Origin of the sequence: Robbsia sp. KACC 23696, from assembly GCF_039852015.1 — a bacterium.
Classification (GTDB): domain Bacteria; phylum Pseudomonadota; class Gammaproteobacteria; order Burkholderiales; family Burkholderiaceae; genus Robbsia.
Genome location: NZ_CP156626.1, coordinates 1,848,576 through 1,865,537, shown reverse-complemented (window position 1 = coordinate 1,865,537; position 16,962 = coordinate 1,848,576). Strand labels below are relative to the sequence as shown.

The 16,962-nt window shown below is 62.6% G+C and carries 18 protein-coding genes and 2 tRNA genes; 15 read left to right on the top strand and 5 right to left on the bottom strand.

The annotated features are described in order from the left end of the window. The first annotated feature begins 117 nt into the window (after nucleotides 1-117). The 7 genes from ABEG21_RS07795 to ABEG21_RS07765 all read left to right on the top strand — a co-directional run bounded on the left by ABEG21_RS07795 (nucleotide 118) and on the right by ABEG21_RS07765 (nucleotide 4,719). Entirely contained in the window at nucleotides 118-534 is a 417-nt protein-coding gene (locus ABEG21_RS07795; RefSeq protein WP_347554097.1) for a hypothetical protein, read from the top strand. Between the two features lie 283 nt (nucleotides 535-817). Continuing rightward, nucleotides 818-1,135, top strand: a complete 318-nt coding sequence (locus ABEG21_RS07790; protein ID WP_347554096.1) for a hypothetical protein — start codon at nucleotides 818-820, stop codon at nucleotides 1,133-1,135. A 176-nt stretch (nucleotides 1,136-1,311) separates the two neighbouring features. Beyond that, nucleotides 1,312-1,388 (top strand) — tRNA-Met (locus ABEG21_RS07785). 382 nt (nucleotides 1,389-1,770) lie between these two features. Continuing rightward, on the top strand, nucleotides 1,771-2,178 hold the full coding sequence (locus tag ABEG21_RS07780; RefSeq protein WP_347554095.1) for a hypothetical protein: 408 nt from the start codon (nucleotides 1,771-1,773) through the stop codon (nucleotides 2,176-2,178). Between the two features lie 180 nt (nucleotides 2,179-2,358). Beyond that, complete coding sequence (locus ABEG21_RS07775) at nucleotides 2,359-2,772, top strand: hypothetical protein (protein ID WP_347554094.1); 414 nt, start codon at nucleotides 2,359-2,361, stop codon at nucleotides 2,770-2,772. A 110-nt stretch (nucleotides 2,773-2,882) separates the two neighbouring features. Continuing rightward, complete coding sequence (locus tag ABEG21_RS07770; protein ID WP_347554093.1) at nucleotides 2,883-4,217, top strand: hemolysin family protein; 1,335 nt, start codon at nucleotides 2,883-2,885, stop codon at nucleotides 4,215-4,217. A 55-nt stretch (nucleotides 4,218-4,272) separates the two neighbouring features. After that, nucleotides 4,273-4,719 (top strand): hypothetical protein, encoded by a 447-nt coding sequence (locus ABEG21_RS07765; RefSeq protein ID WP_347554092.1) that lies wholly within the window; start codon nucleotides 4,273-4,275, stop codon nucleotides 4,717-4,719. Between the two features lie 19 nt (nucleotides 4,720-4,738). Here ABEG21_RS07765 and ABEG21_RS07760 read toward each other — a convergent pair whose 3' ends face one another. Next, complete coding sequence (locus ABEG21_RS07760; protein ID WP_347554091.1) at nucleotides 4,739-4,924, bottom strand: hypothetical protein; 186 nt, start codon at nucleotides 4,922-4,924, stop codon at nucleotides 4,739-4,741. A 254-nt stretch (nucleotides 4,925-5,178) separates the two neighbouring features. Continuing rightward, nucleotides 5,179-5,457 (bottom strand): hypothetical protein, encoded by a 279-nt coding sequence (locus tag ABEG21_RS07755; RefSeq protein ID WP_347554090.1) that lies wholly within the window; start codon nucleotides 5,455-5,457, stop codon nucleotides 5,179-5,181. Nucleotides 5,458-5,585: 128 nt separating this feature from the next. Here ABEG21_RS07755 and ABEG21_RS07750 point away from each other — a divergent pair, with 128 nt between their 5' ends. The 7 genes from ABEG21_RS07750 (at nucleotide 5,586) to ABEG21_RS07720 (ending at nucleotide 10,760) form a co-directional block, all read left to right on the top strand. After that, nucleotides 5,586-5,933, top strand: a complete 348-nt coding sequence (locus ABEG21_RS07750) for a hypothetical protein (RefSeq protein ID WP_347554089.1) — start codon at nucleotides 5,586-5,588, stop codon at nucleotides 5,931-5,933. Between the two features lie 94 nt (nucleotides 5,934-6,027). Beyond that, nucleotides 6,028-6,104: transfer RNA gene (locus ABEG21_RS07745), tRNA-Met, on the top strand. 241 nt (nucleotides 6,105-6,345) lie between these two features. Next, nucleotides 6,346-6,975 carry an NUDIX hydrolase gene (locus ABEG21_RS07740; protein WP_347554088.1) on the top strand — a complete coding sequence of 210 codons (630 nt, stop codon included), beginning with the start codon at nucleotides 6,346-6,348 and terminating at the stop codon, nucleotides 6,973-6,975. A 9-nt stretch (nucleotides 6,976-6,984) separates the two neighbouring features. Beyond that, complete coding sequence (gene aat / locus ABEG21_RS07735; protein ID WP_347554087.1) at nucleotides 6,985-7,740, top strand: leucyl/phenylalanyl-tRNA--protein transferase; 756 nt, start codon at nucleotides 6,985-6,987, stop codon at nucleotides 7,738-7,740. 38 nt (nucleotides 7,741-7,778) lie between these two features. After that, nucleotides 7,779-8,558 (top strand): arginyltransferase, encoded by a 780-nt coding sequence (locus ABEG21_RS07730; RefSeq protein WP_347554085.1) that lies wholly within the window; start codon nucleotides 7,779-7,781, stop codon nucleotides 8,556-8,558. A 107-nt stretch (nucleotides 8,559-8,665) separates the two neighbouring features. Further along, complete coding sequence (locus tag ABEG21_RS07725) at nucleotides 8,666-9,697, top strand: quinone-dependent dihydroorotate dehydrogenase (protein ID WP_347554084.1); 1,032 nt, start codon at nucleotides 8,666-8,668, stop codon at nucleotides 9,695-9,697. Nucleotides 9,698-10,016: 319 nt separating this feature from the next. Further along, nucleotides 10,017-10,760, top strand: coding sequence for an IclR family transcriptional regulator (locus tag ABEG21_RS07720; RefSeq protein WP_347556675.1), 744 nt, complete (start codon nucleotides 10,017-10,019; stop codon nucleotides 10,758-10,760). Nucleotides 10,761-10,918: 158 nt separating this feature from the next. On the opposite strand, the gene pbpG is transcribed toward ABEG21_RS07720, so the two are convergent. Beyond that, on the bottom strand, nucleotides 10,919-12,094 hold the full coding sequence (pbpG, locus tag ABEG21_RS07715) for a D-alanyl-D-alanine endopeptidase (RefSeq protein ID WP_347554083.1): 1,176 nt from the start codon (nucleotides 12,092-12,094) through the stop codon (nucleotides 10,919-10,921). A 491-nt stretch (nucleotides 12,095-12,585) separates the two neighbouring features. Between pbpG and ABEG21_RS07710 the strand changes: the two genes are divergently transcribed. After that, nucleotides 12,586-13,161, top strand: coding sequence for a phasin family protein (locus ABEG21_RS07710; protein ID WP_347554082.1), 576 nt, complete (start codon nucleotides 12,586-12,588; stop codon nucleotides 13,159-13,161). Nucleotides 13,162-13,345: 184 nt separating this feature from the next. On the opposite strand, the gene lpdA is transcribed toward ABEG21_RS07710, so the two are convergent. Together lpdA and aceF are read right to left on the bottom strand one after the other, a co-directional pair. Beyond that, nucleotides 13,346-15,148 (bottom strand): dihydrolipoyl dehydrogenase, encoded by a 1,803-nt coding sequence (gene lpdA, locus ABEG21_RS07705; RefSeq protein ID WP_347554081.1) that lies wholly within the window; start codon nucleotides 15,146-15,148, stop codon nucleotides 13,346-13,348. A gap of 14 nt (nucleotides 15,149-15,162) precedes the next feature. Continuing rightward, entirely contained in the window at nucleotides 15,163-16,845 is a 1,683-nt protein-coding gene (aceF, locus tag ABEG21_RS07700; protein WP_347554080.1) for a dihydrolipoyllysine-residue acetyltransferase, read from the bottom strand. Nucleotides 16,846-16,962 lie beyond the last annotated feature (117 nt).

Genomic DNA, 16,962 nt, shown 5'->3' with positions numbered 1-16,962 from the left:
AAAACGATCTTTTTGCGGCTTGCCACGCTCCGGCACTCGCCGAACGCGCAGACTCACATAGCCGCACCGTGTGAAACCGTTCGACGCGGCGTCGCGATATCGATCACGACGGCTACCATGGCGCTCTGCGCCAACGCAAACGCGGCTAGCGAAAGTATCAGCGTGCCGGCCTCGGCAGCGTCGGTTGCAACAAGCGGCGCAGACGCGACACGGACCACCACCAACGACACGACCCCCGCGCCCGCTTCCAGTCCGTCGCCGCAGCCGTCCGACTCCTGCACAGAGATGGGCGCCGCCGCGCGCGCGGTAGCCGCCTGGCGTGACGAGGGTGGCGCGGCGTGGATGGCGAAAGCCAAACTGGATCAGCAGATCGACGAGCCGACAGTCAGGCAAGCGGCGCAACAGTTGGTCGATACCCTCTATACCGGGACGATGCGCAAGCTCGGCCCCGACGAAACGGCATTGGTCGTCACGCAAAGCTGCATGGATGCGACGCGACAGGACAGCGATAAGGCCGCCGCGCCGCAACCGTGAGGCGGCCCTGAGGCCCACTTGAGGCTCATTTGAGGCTCAGCTTGAGCCTGGCGTACGGCACACACTGTCCTTGTTCGCCCCACCGCTTTCCATTGCAGCGGTGCGGTGCAGCAAAATCTGCCATGCAAGTGGAAAAAAGTACGCTACGAAAGCGTTGTACAGCACTGTATTTTTGACCGAAATGTGACGCTAAGCGCCAGAATTCCCTTACATTTTTATGTTTGACAAGGTAATCAATCTCTCATAAGGTGCAAGAGGGTAAACCACTGATCAAGGAGGCAATATGCGCTCTCGTATGTTACTGGCAGCCAGCGTGTCCGCCTTGCTGCTGGCCCCGCTTGCCGTATCCGCACAAACGGTCGCACCGCAAGGCGGCTTCGGCGGCGGCGCTGGCGCGATGCTGGCCGCGCGCGGTTCGGCTGGTGGCCAAGGCGGCTTTAATGCAGGTGTAGGCGCGGGCGGTTTCGCTGGCGCCACCGCTGCTGCCAATCCGGGACGTGCAGCAGCTGCGGGCGCTCTCGGCGGCGGCGGTACCGGGACGACCGGCACCACCGGCACGACGGGTACCACTGGCACGACCGGCACCACTGGCACGCACTGATCGCACACTGGTGTGTATGAACAATAATATCTGACGTCCGCGCGGGATCACACGCTCCCGCCCGCGCAACGAAACGGCCCCGACCTCCGCTCCGCGGTTCCGGGGCCTTGTTTTTTGTGCAAATGCACAATAACGCTTGCGTTACCTACAGACTCTTGTTATAGTTACTTCTCTGACGCGGGGTGGAGCAGTCTGGCAGCTCGTCGGGCTCATAACCCGAAGGTCGCAGGTTCAAATCCTGCCCCCGCAACCAGATTCCGACAGGGCGCCGTGTGGCAACACATGGCGCCCTGTTTCATTTTGTGCGTCCGATATCGACAGGTCGGCGCCTGCCAGCGATATCGCGACGTTGTGCTCCTCCGCAGTCCTCCTTTCCCACAGTTGCAACAGCCCAAGCCTATCTCACGCGATACGGCGTGACGCACGGGACCGGTCTGGCGCGAATTTTGCATGAATGCTTTCGATTTTCTTCGGAATGAGCACCATGCACTCACTATCCAAAACGCTTAGCATTTCTCGTCTCTTTCATCGCCCGGACCCCGTGCCAGGCCAGCCGGGACACGCCCCTGACAGCGCCCCGCAGCCCGATGACATACCCGGCATTCCCGGCGACGCACCATCGGACGTGCCGCTTCGTGACGACCCAGCCGACGCGCCCTTGGAATAACGATCGCGCCTCTGCGCCACGACAAGGCGCGGCACGAACGCCAACGCAAGCAATCCTGGCCGTCAGCCAGCCCTGCCCTGCCCATCCACCAGCGAGGATCGAGATGATCAAGAACTTTACCTACACGGTCAGCGGCCAAAACCAAGAATTCTGCGCCACCCTCGGCGACGGCGCGGAACACACGCGCGTGATTTTCAGCGCGGCGGAAAATCCGGAGACGTTGGTCATCCTCGAAGCCGAGGGCGCGATTGCCGCACTGAAGGCCCGCTTCGAAAGCCCCGAGGCATTGATCGAGAACGCCATCCGTAAGGTGAGTGAACAAAAACTGCTCGATGCCGCGCTGCAGACGGGTGAAATTCAAACCGGCCAACTATAAAGCGGGAAGCGCGGCTTGTTGGCGCTGCATCGCGCTGCCAGCTGGGCGCCTGCCGCGCAGCGCTGCGTACGCAACCGCTGCCACGCGCCGCCTCTTTCCTCCCTGGCGCTTTCCGTGTAATCTCGTTGCAAGGTTGATGTCCTCTCGTCGCTACCCTGGTACCACGCCTCCTTTTGCGACATGTCCTATCTGCTTCACCCCTCCCCTCGGATCCGAACCGGCGTCGTACTCACCGTACTCGTCGCCCTGCCGCTCGGCATCGCATTCGCGCCATCGGCAGCATGGGCAAACCGCCTGACTTCGCGCGTGGTCGACGCGGATCACTCGCACGGGTCAGGCATCGCTTCTTCGTCGACAAAGGCCGCATCCGCCAGCGGAACGATGCACGGTCGCCCGGCACAGCGCGGCATCGTGCATGCGCCGCAACACGATGCCAGCCAGCGCATGGTGCGCGAGGCACCCCGCTCGCCGACGGAATCCGGCATGGTGCACGATCCATCGGCTCGGGGTCACGACGCGCTCTCAGGCAAACCTGCGACCAATGGCGTCCTGCCACATCGCCGCTCCGAACGCATCGCTCCCGCGACAGACTAACCGTGAAGCGACATCCGTCGATCCGGTGCCGCGTGCGCTTATTTTTCCATCCCTTATACTGACGCTCCCTAGGCTTGGTCCAACCCGCCCGTCGCGCTGGACACCCCTTTATGCAAAATTTCCTCCTGATCGTCGCCGCATTTGCGCTGGTATTGTTGAATGGCTTCTTCGTGGCCGCCGAGTTCGGCCTCGTCAAACTGCGCAGCACGCGGGTCGCCGAACTGGCGGAGTCACTCGGTTGGCGGGGCCGGATTTTGAAGCAGGTACACGGTGAACTCGATACCTACCTGTCCGCATGCCAACTGGGGATCACACTGGCGTCACTCGGCCTGGGGTGGATCGGCGAGCCGGCCTTCGCGCATGTCGTGGAGCCGATGCTCTCGTGGGTCGGCGTCAGCCAGCCGGCGATGATCAAGGGCATCTCTTTCACGATCGCCTTCGTGTCGATTTCTTTCCTGCATATCGTCGTCGGCGAACTAGCCCCGAAATCGCTGGCCTTGCGCTTGCCGGAGAAAGTCGGTGCCTGGACCGCCTGGCCCTTGTACGGCTTTTATTGGATGGCGCTGCCCGCCATCAAACTGCTGAACGCCAGCGCCGGCGCCACCCTGAAGCTGGTCGGCCTGGGCAATACTGGGCATCTCGATGCGAGCTATTCGCCGTCGGAACTGAAGTTGATTTTGCGCTCGAGCCGTACCGGCGGCAATATGACGGCGCGCGAACAAAATATCCTCGCGCACTCGATGGACTTCGGCGAGCTGGAGATCTCGGATTTGATGCGGCCGATCGGCGAAGTCGTGTCGATGTCGCAAGCGCTCAGCGTCGCCGAAAATCTCGACATCGCGCGCACCGCCCGTTTTACCCGTTATCCCTATTTCGCCGCGGACGGCGAAACGGTACTCGGCATCATCAACGCCAAGGACCTGTTTCTGTCCGGTCTCGACAACACGCCGCCGCAGTCGCTCGATAGCCTCGACCGCTTCGTGCGACCGGCGCAACGCGTGCCGCCGAACCTGCCTGCCATCGAGCTGTTCCGCCGTCTGCGTGCCGGCGCGCCGCACTTTGCCATTGTCGGACACGCCGATCCCTTGCAACCGGTGAAGCCGGTGGGTTTCATCACGCTGGACAATCTGCTGGCGGCCATCGTCGGCGAAATCCGCGACGAATTCGGCGCGCATGGTGACGAATGGACCCATCTCTCGGACGGCAGTCTGGTCGGCAAGGGAAGCCTGCCCCTGTTCACGCTGGAGCGCGCGCTGGGGATCGAGCTGGGCGTCGAGGAAGTGGAATCGGTGGGTGGCCTGGTGATGTACAAACTGAAGGAGCTGCCGAGCGAAGGCCAGCGCATCCCCTTCGACGACTTCGATGTCTTGATCGACAAGATGATCGGACCGCGTATCGCCGTGGTGCGGATCGTACCGCGCAGCTATACCACGCCTGCTCTATGAGGACAGCCGATATAATGCGGGACCGTCCACTGATGGACCGTGCCGACCTTCCCCTATGCAACGCTTGATTCTGCCTTACCTGTCCGGCTTCCTGGCCGTGCTTTTCTTTCAACAAGCGATGATCGGCATGCTGCACGCCGCCGGGCTGACGGCACAGATGCCGTTCGACCTGACGCCAGCACCCGCGTTCGGCATCCCTAATTTCCTGGTCTCGGCGATTGCGGCCGGTTGCTATGCCGTCGTGATGGCATGGGTATTCCGTATCGAGCCCTATCGGCCCGCGCCTTGGATTCCCGCCTTTGTATTCGGTGCGATCGTCCCGACAGCCATGTCGATATTTGTCCTCGGACCCGTACAAGGCATCTGGCCGAGTGGCAATATCCTGCCACGCGTCGCCTTTGGCGCCGTGAGCAATGGGTTTTGGGGATGGGGAACGCTGATCATGATCCGCGCATTCAGTGGCAGCGCGGGATTTTCTGATTCGGACGACGGGGACGACTAAGTTTGAGCGGGCGGTTGGATCAGCTGGCTGCTGCGCCCGAATCGTCACGCGGCGACGCCGCAATGCGACCTGGTAGACCGGTATGCCCTGGATGTTTTTCGTCTTCTTCCAGGATCATCGATGATGCCAATACGACCACAGCCGTTAGAAAGCAGATGGCAACCGCCAATACGATCAGCCAATAGCCCGGCTCGAAGTCAAACATGTAACACCCCGTATATATGTATGGTTGGTTGAACCTGTTATAGCAAAGTCCATACCAGCTGCATCCCGTCCTGGCCACACGGGTATTCCACGAGGTTCAAGCGATTCGCGCGGTCGCTAGGCATCTAAAGTGTGACGACCTTTGTTCAAACGTAAGCAATCTTTACAAACTGATTCGACAGGGCGGTCGCGTCGCGCGCCGTGCCCCGCAATCGGCGCGGCACGGCGCGCACATCCTGCGACCTTCGATCTGGCTTACATGCCGGGCCGGACATCCTCGTCCTGCACCGGAATATCGAATAGCGCATCGACGATTTGCCGCGCCTCGGTTTCCAGCCGCTTCAGCGCCGCATCGTTGTCGGGAAACGCGGTGGCATCGCCTAGCGGGACCAGTCTTTCAAGTTTTCTCGGCTCGTCGACGCCATGCTCCGTCAGACTGAGGGCGCCGACATAATGCGGCGGCTGCTGGCCGCTGAGCGTCGCTTCCGCATTGATGAAAAAGCCGCGATACGGTCCTGTGATTCGTCCTGCCATTGCATTCCTCCCTGCATTACCTGTGAGTGGTTCATCTTTATCGTACCGCGCCTGGACGATCGTCCTCGGACGCGCTCCGCGCGCGCTTGATAGAATCGACTGAACATTCCTACAAAACCAGATCAGGCATGACATACGCACTCGCATCCTCTCCCGTCGGCCGCCTCGTCCGCCTGCTCTCAAAAGCGCGCCTCGTTGCGCTGGTATTGCCGGTCGCGTTGGCGGCCTGTGAATCCTCACAAACGACGCAGTTGATCCATCTCCCGGATGGCACGAACGGCTTCACCATCAACTGCAGCGGCAGCGATGCACGGCAGAGCTGGGCGCAATGCTACGAATCGGCCGGCCGCGCGTGCGGCGCCAGCGGCTATGACGTGGTGTCCAAGGAAGGCGACGACACGGCAACGGGCGGCTCCGTCAACGGCCTGTTCTCGGCAAATATCCGCAATCGCGCGCTGGTGGTGCGCTGCCATTAAGCACGACCGAACGCTGCCCCGTGCGGCGTTCGATGACAAATAGATGAAAGTGCTTGCATGGTCTCCTGAAACGCGTTATAGTTTCTTTCTCAGACGCGGGGTGGAGCAGTCTGGCAGCTCGTCGGGCTCATAACCCGAAGGTCGCAGGTTCAAATCCTGCCCCCGCAACCAAATACACGAAAAAGCCGTGATACATTTTTGTATCGCGGCTTTTTCGTTTTCGGCGATCCGACGCGATGCCGTCCCGGCATCATTACCCGCTGGATCCGTCGACCGCCACGGCGCGCAATGGCGCGGCGTGATCGCGCGGCGATGATACACTTCGTCGGCACGCCGCATGTTCCGCAGCCGGCCTCGCCGAGGCGCGAACGCCGCGCTCGAAAAGCCACCACCGCTCCCCTACGCTCTGCCGATGAACTACTGCTCGACTTGCGGACACACTCCGGTTTCCCGGCTCATTCCTCCGGGCGACACACGCGAACGGGACGTATGCTCCGCATGCGGAACGATCCACTACGTCAACCCGCGCAATGTGTGCGGCACCGTTCCAGTCTGGCAAGAGAAAGTGCTGCTGTGCCGTCGCGCGATCGAGCCCCGGCTCGGATACTGGACGCTGCCCGCCGGCTTCATGGAGTTGGCGGAAACCACGTGGCAATGCGCGGTCCGCGAGTCGTTCGAAGAGGCCGGCGCGCATGTCGAAGCCGACACCATGCGCCTTTTCTCGGTGATGAATGTCCCGCACGTGGATCAGGTGCATTTTTTCTATCTCGCGCCACTGCGCGATCCGGAGGTGGCTGCCGGAGAGGAAAGCCTGGAAGTCCGTTTCTTTACCGAAGCGGAGATTCCCTGGGACGAATTGGCCTTTTCCACTGTCGTCCAGACGTTGCGCGCTTTCTTCGACGACCGCCGTCGTGACGCTTTCACACTGCACACCGCCGACATCCTCACCCCGATGCGCACGGAACCGCACGAAATCGCCTCCCGCTCGGCCGATGCCGCGGCACAGCGCGCACCCGCAGGCGGCTCGCACCACGCCGACTGATACTGCGCGATGATTACCTGGCTCACGTCGCGCGATCCGTTTCCGCCCCTCCATTGCGCCCTCGGCGCGGACTCGGATGCGCCCGGTCTGTTGGCCGCCAGCGCCGAACTGACTCCGGAGCGGCTGAAGAGCGCGTACGGGCAGGGTATTTTCCCCTGGTATTCGGACGGACAACCGGTGCTGTGGTGGAGCCCCGATCCCCGCATGGTGTTGGTGCCGGGCCGCCTCGATGTTTCCCGCTCGTTTCGCAAGACATTACGGCTGGTGCAGCGCGATCCGCGCTGGGAAATCCGCATCGATGTCGACTTCTCCGCGGTCATGCGCGCATGCGCCCAGGCATCGCGCGAGGGACAGGACGGCACCTGGATCACCGAGGCCATCGTCGAGGCTTATAGCGCCCTGCATCGTGCCGGCTTCGCGCGTAGCGTCGAGACCTGGTATGACGGCATGCGCGTCGGCGGCTTGTATTGCGTGGCGATCGGCAGAATGTGTTTTGGCGAATCGATGTTCGCCGAGCGCAGCGATGCCTCGAAAATCGCCCTCGCGGCGCTATGCGCCTATGCCGAGGCGCACGCTTTCGAGATGATCGATTGCCAGCAGAATACGCAACACCTGCATCGCATGGGCGCACGCGAGATAAGTCGAGAGGCCTTTGTCGCCCATCTTGCACGGGCGAGTCGCATGGCGCCGCCGAACTGGCGCTTTGACAAACACGTGTTGGCACGCTGGACCGCCGCTTCCCCCTTTCAAGCGGCGGAACCATGATGCTAGACTGACGTCCTAAGCGCCCCGTGGAGTTTCGCGTGACCCACCCGAAGGCATTCCCGCTGTCGCCGCTATCGGCATTGCAGTTTTATGCGACAGCCCCCTATCCTTGCAGCTATCTGCCCAATCGCATTGCGCGCTCGCAAGTGGCGACGCCCGGGCATTTGATCAATTCAGATGTCTATACCGAATTGGTCGGCGCCGGTTTCCGGCGCTCGGGCGTCTTCACCTATCGGCCCTACTGCGAGGGTTGCCGCGCCTGCGTGCCGGTGCGCGTCGTCGTCGACGCCTTCCGTCCCAACCGCACGCAACGGCGGATTTGGAAGCAGCACGGCGGTCTCCACGCGCAGGCGGATCCGCTGCATTTCGACGAACATCACTACGCGCTCTATACCCGCTACCAGTCGCTGCGCCACGCCGGGGGCGGCATGGATCGCGACAGCCGGGAACAATACGACCAGTTTCTGCTGCAGAGCCGCGTCAATTCGCGCTTGGTGACATTCGACGAGCCCCAGGCGCACGGCGCGCCGCTACGCATGGTCAGCATCGTCGACATCCTCGGCGACGGCCTCTCGGCCGTCTACACGTTCTACGATTGCGACGTGCCCGGCAGCAGCTTCGGCACCTATAACGTGATCTGGCAGATCGAGCAGGCGCGCCGCTTGAATCTCCCCTACGTGTATTTGGGATACTGGATCGGCGAAAGCCGAAAAATGGCGTACAAGGCGGCATTCCGCCCGCTGGAAGCGTTTATCGATGGCGCCTGGCGTCCCTTCGATCCCGGCGCGCCGACCGGCACCGCAGACACGGCACCATAGTCGCCGCTCCGCGCATGGCGTGCATTTCGGACACTTTGCGTATTTTGTCTACGCAGCAGCGGACACTCGGCCTAAAATAGCGCGTTTTTGGCCCTTTCCTTCCTACCGTGCTCAGTCCCCTTTATCCGTTTGCCCGTCAGGCCTTGTTCCGTATGGACGCCGAGACGGCCCACCACCTGACCCTGGCTGCCCTGGGCGCCGCTGGCCGCACCGGCATCGCCGGCTGCCTGGCAGGCACGCCCGTGCGCGCACCGGTCAAGGTGATGGGACTGACATTCAGCAATGCGGTGGGCTTGGCGGCCGGCCTGGACAAGGACGGCGCGGCCATCGACGGCTTGTCCGGCCTTGGCTTCGGTTTTATCGAAGTGGGGACCGTGACGCCGCGCGCGCAACCGGGCAATCCCAAGCCCCGGATGTTCCGCATTCCGGAAGCCGAGGCACTGATCAATCGGATGGGATTCAACAACGCCGGCGTCGAGCGCTTCATCGCGAATGTGCAGGCCGCGCGCTGGAAAGGCATCCTGGGGCTCAATATCGGCAAAAATGCGACGACGCCGATCGAGCGCGCCGTCGACGACTATTTGTTCTGCCTGGATCAGGTCTACCCCTTCGCCAGCTATGTGACGATCAATATCTCGTCGCCGAATACGAAGAATCTGCGTCAATTGCAAGATGCCGATGCGCTCGACGCGCTGCTGGGCGCCCTCACGGAACGTCGCAAGGCGCTGTCCGACATGCACGGCAAGCACGTGCCGCTGGCCCTGAAGATCGCGCCGGATCTGGACGAAGAAGGCATCCAGGAAATCGCCGACAAATTGGTACAGCATGGCATCGACGCGGTGATCGCCGGCAATACCACGCTCTCGCGCGAGGCCGTGAAAGGCTTGCCGAATGCCGAAGAAACCGGAGGCCTGTCGGGACGTCCGGTACGCGAGGCATCCACGCGCGTCATCGCCCGTCTGCATGCACGGTTGCAGGGCGCCGTGCCGATCATCGGCGTGGGCGGCATTTTCAGTGCGCAAGACGCATTGGAGAAGCTCGACGCTGGCGCCTCGCTGGTGCAGCTGTACTCCGGCTTGATCTATCGCGGACCCTCGCTGGTGCGCGAATGCGCGGCAGCCATCGCCGCGCGCGGCTGATCGCGACACCGATCCGCTTTCCCGCGCAGGTAAATCGAGATCAATCCCACCCGCTCTCGCGGGTCATCGACGCTGCGGACCCGGTATTTCACGATATGATATGCCTCTGGTCCCGATGCGAGTTTCGATGAGCGATTTGCCCTCCTCCCCCAAAGCGCCGCGCCTTATTGCTTCGTCCGTTCCGGAAGGTCTCGCCGGCGCTGCCGCGCGCACGGTCGGCGATGTGCCCGACCCTGATCCGTCCGCGGGCCAGGAGGGGCATGTCGCAAGTCTGAACGGGGATGGCGGATCGCGCACGACGATCCAGGTCATCGACCGGATGCTGCGACTGCTCGATGCGCTCGCCTCGCAACGCGATTCGGTCAGTCTGAAAGACCTGTCCGCCATGACCGGATTGCACCCCTCCACGACGCACCGCATTCTGAACGATATGCTCGCCGGGCGACTCGTCGATCGTAGCGAGCCGGGCGCCTACCGTCTTGGCATGCGCCTGCTCGAATTGGGAAATCTGGTCAAAGCACGGTTATCGGTGTTGGAAGCGGCGCTGGTGCCGATGCGCGAGCTGCATCGCGCGACCGGCCAGACAGTCAATCTGTCGGTGCGTCAGGGCGATGAAATCGTCTATGTCGAACGTTCCTTCAGCGAACGCTCCGGCATGCAGGTCGTCCGGGCGATCGGCGGCCGCGCGCCGCTGCACCTGACCTCTGTCGGCAAGCTCTTTCTTGCAAACGACGATATCCAGCGGGTGCGCGCCTATGCAACGCGGACCGGCCTGGCCGGACATACCGCGAACAGCATCACCGATCTCGGCAAGCTGGAAACGGAATTGCAATGGGTGCGGGAACACGCCTGCGCGCGCGACAACGAAGAACTGGAACTGGGCGTGCGCTGTATCGCAGCGGGCGTCTTCGATGATGGTTCACGTCTGGTGGCGGGACTGTCCCTCTCCGCACCGGCCGATCGCCTGCAGGAGTCATGGATCACGCAGCTCGGCGAAACCGCAAGCCGCATCTCGCATGCGCTGGGGTATGTCGGCGACCGAAATCAGGGCGCGCATTCCTAAGGCGGCGCCGCGACCGCTTTAATGCGTAGCAGTGGCAAGGCGCTAAAGCGCCACCGCTATCTTTAACGTAATACGCGCGTGATAAGCCCGTGATAAGCGCAGCATGCGCGAAAAGACGGCCCGTTCCCCTGGGCCGATATCGCGAAGCTACTTTCCGATCAGGTGCCGGAGTGGCTCGTATCGGCACTGGTCACGCGCTGGATCGCACCGGTCTGAATCAACCAGTCACGTACCCGTTGCGCATCGGCGACCCGCGAATACTTACCGACGGAGTCCAGCAGCACCATCACGACCGGACGCTGATGAATCGTCGTCTGCATGACGATGCATTCGCCCGCTTCATTGATGAAACCGGTCTTTTGCAAGCCGATCTCCCACGTCGCGTTATGCACCAGCGCATTCGTGTTGGCGTAATGCAGACGCGCGCGGCCGGTATCCACGTCGTACGACGGCCAGGTCGAGAACTGGCGAATCAGCGGATACTTCGACGCCGCCTCGACCATCTTCACCAGATCCTGCGCCGTCGACACATTATGAAAATTCAGGCCCGTCGGGTCTTCGAACTTCGTGCTGACCATGCCGAGCGACTGCGCCTTGCGATTCATTGCCTCGACGAAGGCCGGACGACCGCCCGGGTAGTAACGGCTCAGCGCCGCCGCCGCCCGATTCTCCGACGACATCAAGGCGATATGCAGCATGTCCTCGCGCGACAGGCGCGAACCGACCGACAACCGTGAGCCGGAGCCCTTTTCGTAATCGCGATCCTCGTCGGTCACCATCAAGGTGTCCGTCAAAGGCTCTTTCGCATCCAGGACGACCATCGCCGTCATCAGCTTGCTGATCGAGGCGATCGGCACGATCGACGACGAATTCCGATTCAACAGCGGCGCGGCCGTGCCTTCGTCGACGACATAGGCAATCGACGAGCGCAGCATCGGACCATCTTGCAAGCTGTCATGCAAACGGAACGGCGCCGTGTGCTGCGCGAAGGCCACGCCGTGGACGCGACGATGCGCCGCCCGGGCGACAGTCTTGGTCCGTTCGACGCGATGCGTGCCTCGGTGCAAGCTCGCCGGATGGACCGACGCCTTGACGACCTTGGCACCGCCATTCGTCGTCCGCGAGGCATTGGCAATGTGGTGAACAGGATGGTGAACCTTGGCTTTGTTGGCTTCGGCGGCTTGCACCGACGACGTGGCAAACAGACCGGTCCCGATGACAGCGGCGTAAGTCAGCGATACCGCCAACGACGCAGAGAAGGAAGCGCGAACGGTCGCTGCGAGCTTGCGCGCGAGGCCGGTACGGGCTTCCTGAGTAAAATTGGGGTTCTTCATGCAGTCAGGAAGAAAATTGGACGCTGCGGAAGGGACTTTCCGCTATTGTCAATAAGTGTACGAGCGATAGTAAATTAACGCAATTAGATACTTAGGTCCCTTAGTTAAAGTACCACCTTCGGCGTCCGCGCGTTGTAAGCGCCCCTCGGACGTCCGCGCGTCCCCGAAACCGCTCCGTCGACGCCCCGCCCTACCCTGCCCGGCATACCGCGCATCGTCTCACGAACCGGCGTCTGTTCAAGCGAGGGTTTTAAGCGCCCGCTTTTTTCTTGACCTTTTGCGCATCTCAACTAGACTGCAATTGCTGCGCTGCGACATTTTGTATAGCCGAGTCGGCGGACCGGGCGAATCGCCCCGCGTCATCCGCTTCGGCAAGATGCTCTCCGGGCCATTGGACAAGGCTTCGCGCGGGGCGTCGGCAGACGACGGGCGGCCACCCGGCGCAGCATCAGGCCCGTTTCAATGGGGTGTCGAGGAGTGGAGACAAAACGATGACGATGATTCCGGAACAGCTGGCGAGCGCACACAAACACCAAGTCGATGTCTGGTTTGGCCTTACGGCACAGGCATTCGAAGGGGCGGACAAGCTGTTGCAATTGAACATAGCGGCCGCGCGCGCACTGCTGGCCGACGGCCATAATCAGGCTAAGCAATCGCTCGATGTGCAGGATCCGCGCGAGTGGCTGGCCTTGCAAAGTAGCAATGCGCAACCGCTGACGGAGAAGGCGACGTCGTATGCGCAGCAGGTCTACCAGATCGTTACCGCGACGCAGGCTGAATTCGTTCGCGCGTTCGAAGCCCAGGCACAGGCGCAGCAGGCACGCACCGAGCAGATCCTGGACAGCTTTTCGCGCAACGCGCCGGCTGGCTCGGAAACGGCCGTGGCGGCAGTGAAATCCGCGCTGAACGCGCAGAATGCCGCGTATGAAAGTGCCAGGAAAGCGGCCAAGCAAGTCGTCGAGCTCGCGCAATCGAATATCGACGCCGTCACTGCGGCAGCCGTGCATACGAGCCAGCAGGCCGCCGCCGCGACGAACCGTACCGCAAAGGCATCGAAGGCAGTCTGACCCGTCGTTGCCGCGCGCGTCGAGGCACCGCCTTGATGCACGTGACGCACGGGCGCAGGGCGCGAAAAAAAGCGACCCGCCGTGAACCGCCGATGTCGGCCCCTTCCTGGAAGGACGCATCGGATACGGTTCACGGCGGGTCGCTTTTTCTTTGACCCACGCCTGCATTGCGGGTGCTTTTAGCTCAACGCTTCGGCTTGCTCGGCGGAAGGTCGGTACAGACGCCCTCGAACAACTCGGCAGCCATCCCGACCGATTCACCCAACGTGGGGTGCGGATGGATCGTCTTGCCGATATCGGCCGCATCGGCGCCCATCTCGATCGCAAGACACACTTCGCTGATCAGGTCGCCGGCATTGACGCCGACGATGCCGCCGCCGATGACGCGATGCGTCTCTTCATCGAACAGCAGCTTCGTGAAGCCTTCATCGCGACCATTGGCGATCGCCCGACCGGACGCTGCCCACGGGAACACCGCACGACCATACTTCACGCCTTCGGCTTTCAGCTGGTCCTCGGTCTTGCCGGCCCATGCCACTTCCGGATCCGTGTACGCCACGCCCGGAATCTGCAAGGCATCGAAGTAGGCCTTTTCGCCATGCGCGGCTTCCGCGGCGATATGGCCTTCGTGCACGGCCTTGTGCGCCAGCATCGGCTGACCGACGAGATCGCCGATCGCGAAAATGTGCGGCACATTGGTCCGCAGCTGCTTGTCGACCTCGATGAAACCGCGATCGGTCACGACGACGCCGGCCTTGTCGGCATCGATCCGCTTGCCGTTCGGCGAACGTCCCACCGCCACCAGCACCAGGTCATAGCCTTGTGCCTCGGCCGGTGCGCCTTCGCCTTCGAACGTCACATAGATACCGTCCTCGCGCGCTTCCGCGGACACGGTCTTCGTCTTCAGCATCACATTCGCGAAGCGCTTCGCATTGTGCTTCTGCCAAACCTTGACCAAATCGCGATCGGCGCCGGCCATCAGGCCGTCGAGCATTTCGACGATGTCGATCTGCGCACCCAGCGTCGAATAGACCGTCGCCATTTCCAAGCCGATGATGCCGCCGCCGATGACCAGCATCCGCTTCGGAATCTGACGCAGTTCCAACGCGCCGGTGGAATCCACCACGCGCGGATCTTCCGGCATGAAGGGCAACTTCACCGCCTGCGAACCGGCGGCGATGATCGCCTGCTTGAACTTGACGACCTGCTTGCCGTCCTTGCCCGTCACTTCGACGTGGTTCGGATCGATGAAGCGGCCCACGCCCGTCAGCACCTTGACCTTGCGCGCCTTGGCCATGCCGGCCAGCCCGCCGGTCAACTTCGCGACCACGGAGGACTTGAAGCCGCGCAGCTTGTCCAGATCGATCGTCGGCTCGCCGAAGCTGATACCGTGCGCCGCCAGCGACTTGACCTCTTCGGTCAACTGCGCCGCGTGCAGCAGCGCCTTCGACGGAATGCAACCGACGTTCAGGCAGACGCCGCCGAGCGTTTCATAGCGCTCGATCATGACCGTGGACATGCCGAGGTCGGCGGCGCGGAAGGCGGCCGAATAGCCGCCAGGGCCCGCGCCCAACACCAGCATTTCCGCCTCGACATCGACCTTGCCGCTGTAACTGCCAGCCGTCGGTGCCGGTGCCGACGCAGCCGGCTTGGCCGGCGCCGATTCCGTCTTCGCCGCAGGGGCCGGCGCCGCTTTAGCGGCGGCGGCGTCGCCCTTGCCGCCCGCATCCTTGTCGGCCGACGCTGCAGCCTCCGCCTCGACCACGGCGATCACAGTGCCCTGGGACACGGTATCGCCGGTCTTGACGCGTAATTCCTTGATCACGCCGGCGACATCGGCCGGCACGTCGATCGTGGCCTTATCCGACTCCAGCGTGATCAGCGACTGCTCGAGCGCCACCGTGTCGCCGACCTTGATCGACACTTCGATGATCGGCACATCCTTGAAGTCGCCAATATCCGGGACCTTGATTTCAACCTGGCTCATACTCGTCCCCTGTTTTACAGAATCACGCGGCGGAAGTCGGCCAGCACCTGCGCCAGATAGGCGTTGAAGCGTGCCGCTTCCGCACCGTCGATCACACGGTGGTCATAGGAGAGCGACATCGGCAGCGTCAGGCGCGGCACGAATTGCTTGCCGTCCCACACCGGCTTCATCGCGCCGCGGCTGACGCCGAGAATCGCGACTTCCGGCGCGTTGATGATCGGCGTGAACGAGGTGCCACCAATCCCGCCCAACGACGAAATCGAGAAGCAACCGCCCTGCATCTGATCGCCCTTCAGCTTGCCGTCACGCGCCAGCTTGGCGAGATCCGACGTTTCCTTCGCGATCTCGAGCACGCCCTTCTTGTCCGCATCGCGCACCACCGGCACGACGAGGCCGTTCGGCGTGTCGGCGGCAAAGCCGATGTTGAAATACTGCTTGTAGACCAGATCGTCGCCATCGAGGCTGGCGTTGAAGGTCGGGAACTTCTTCAGTGCCGCGACCACGCCCTTGATCAGGAAGGCCAGCATCGTCACCTTGATGCCCGACTTTTCGTTTTCCTTATTCAATGCGACGCGCAGCGCTTCCAGATCCGTGATGTCCGCATCTTCGTTATTGGTCACATGCGGGATGCGAACCCAATTGCGATGCAGGTTCGCGCCGGAGATCTTCTTGATCCGCGACAACGGCTTCGGATCGATCGGCCCGAATTTCGAGAAATCGACCTTCGGCCAGGCCAGCACGTCGAAGTTGCTCGTGCCGCCTGCCGGTGCCGCCGCCGCGGTCGGCGCTGCCGCCGCACCGGTCATCACACCCTTCACATAGCCGCGCACGTCGTCCTGCGTGATGCGTCCCTTCGGACCGGAACCGCTGACACGGCCGATCTCGACGCCCAGCTCACGCGCGAATTTGCGCACCGACGGGCTGGCGTGGCTCAGACGCGAGGAGCTGCTGCTCGGAATCGCCGGCGCCTGTGCCAGCGCCGACGGCTTCTCGTCCGCGGCCGGCTTTGCCGGAGCCGGAGCCGGAGCCGAGGCTGCTGCCGGCGCCGACGATTCAGCCTTCGCGGCCGGGGCCGGAGCGGCTTCCGCCGCAGCCTCGCCCGCCAGCACGACGATCAACGTGCCTTCTGCCACCTCGTCGCCCACCTTGACGTGGATCGACTTGACGGTGCCGGCCGAGGGGCTCGGCACGTCCATCGTCGCCTTGTCGGACTCCAGCGTCATCAGCGATTGCTCGGCTTCGACGCGATCGCCCACCTTGACGCCGATTTCGATGACCGGCACGCCCTTGTAGTCACCGATATCCGGAACCTTGACTTCGATATCCTTGGCGGCGCCCGCGGCTGGCTTGGCGGCCGGAGCAGGTGCTGCTGCGGCCGGTGCCTTTTCCTCGGCCTTGGCAGCCGACTTCTCGGCCGGCTTTTCAGCTGGTGCAGCGGCCTTGGCCGCGCCGGCATCGGCCCCTTCCAGCGTCACGATCAGCAAGCCTTCGGCCACCGAATCGCCCACCTTGACGTGCACCGACTTCACGGTGCCGCCCGCGGGACTCGGCACGTCCATCGTCGCCTTGTCCGACTCCAACGTCAGCAAAGACTGCTCCGGCTCGACGACATCGCCCGGCTTTACCAATACTTCGATAACCGGCACGTCCTTGTAATCGCCGATATCCGGCACCTTGACTTCGATCGTTTGACTCATTTCTGGCGTTACTCCCAGTACCCGTGTTGCGCAACGGTCTGCGGCATGCGGTAAAAAGGGGCGCTGGCCTGCCTTGCATGCCAGCGCCCCGCTTCGATCATTCCAACAATTCGGCGC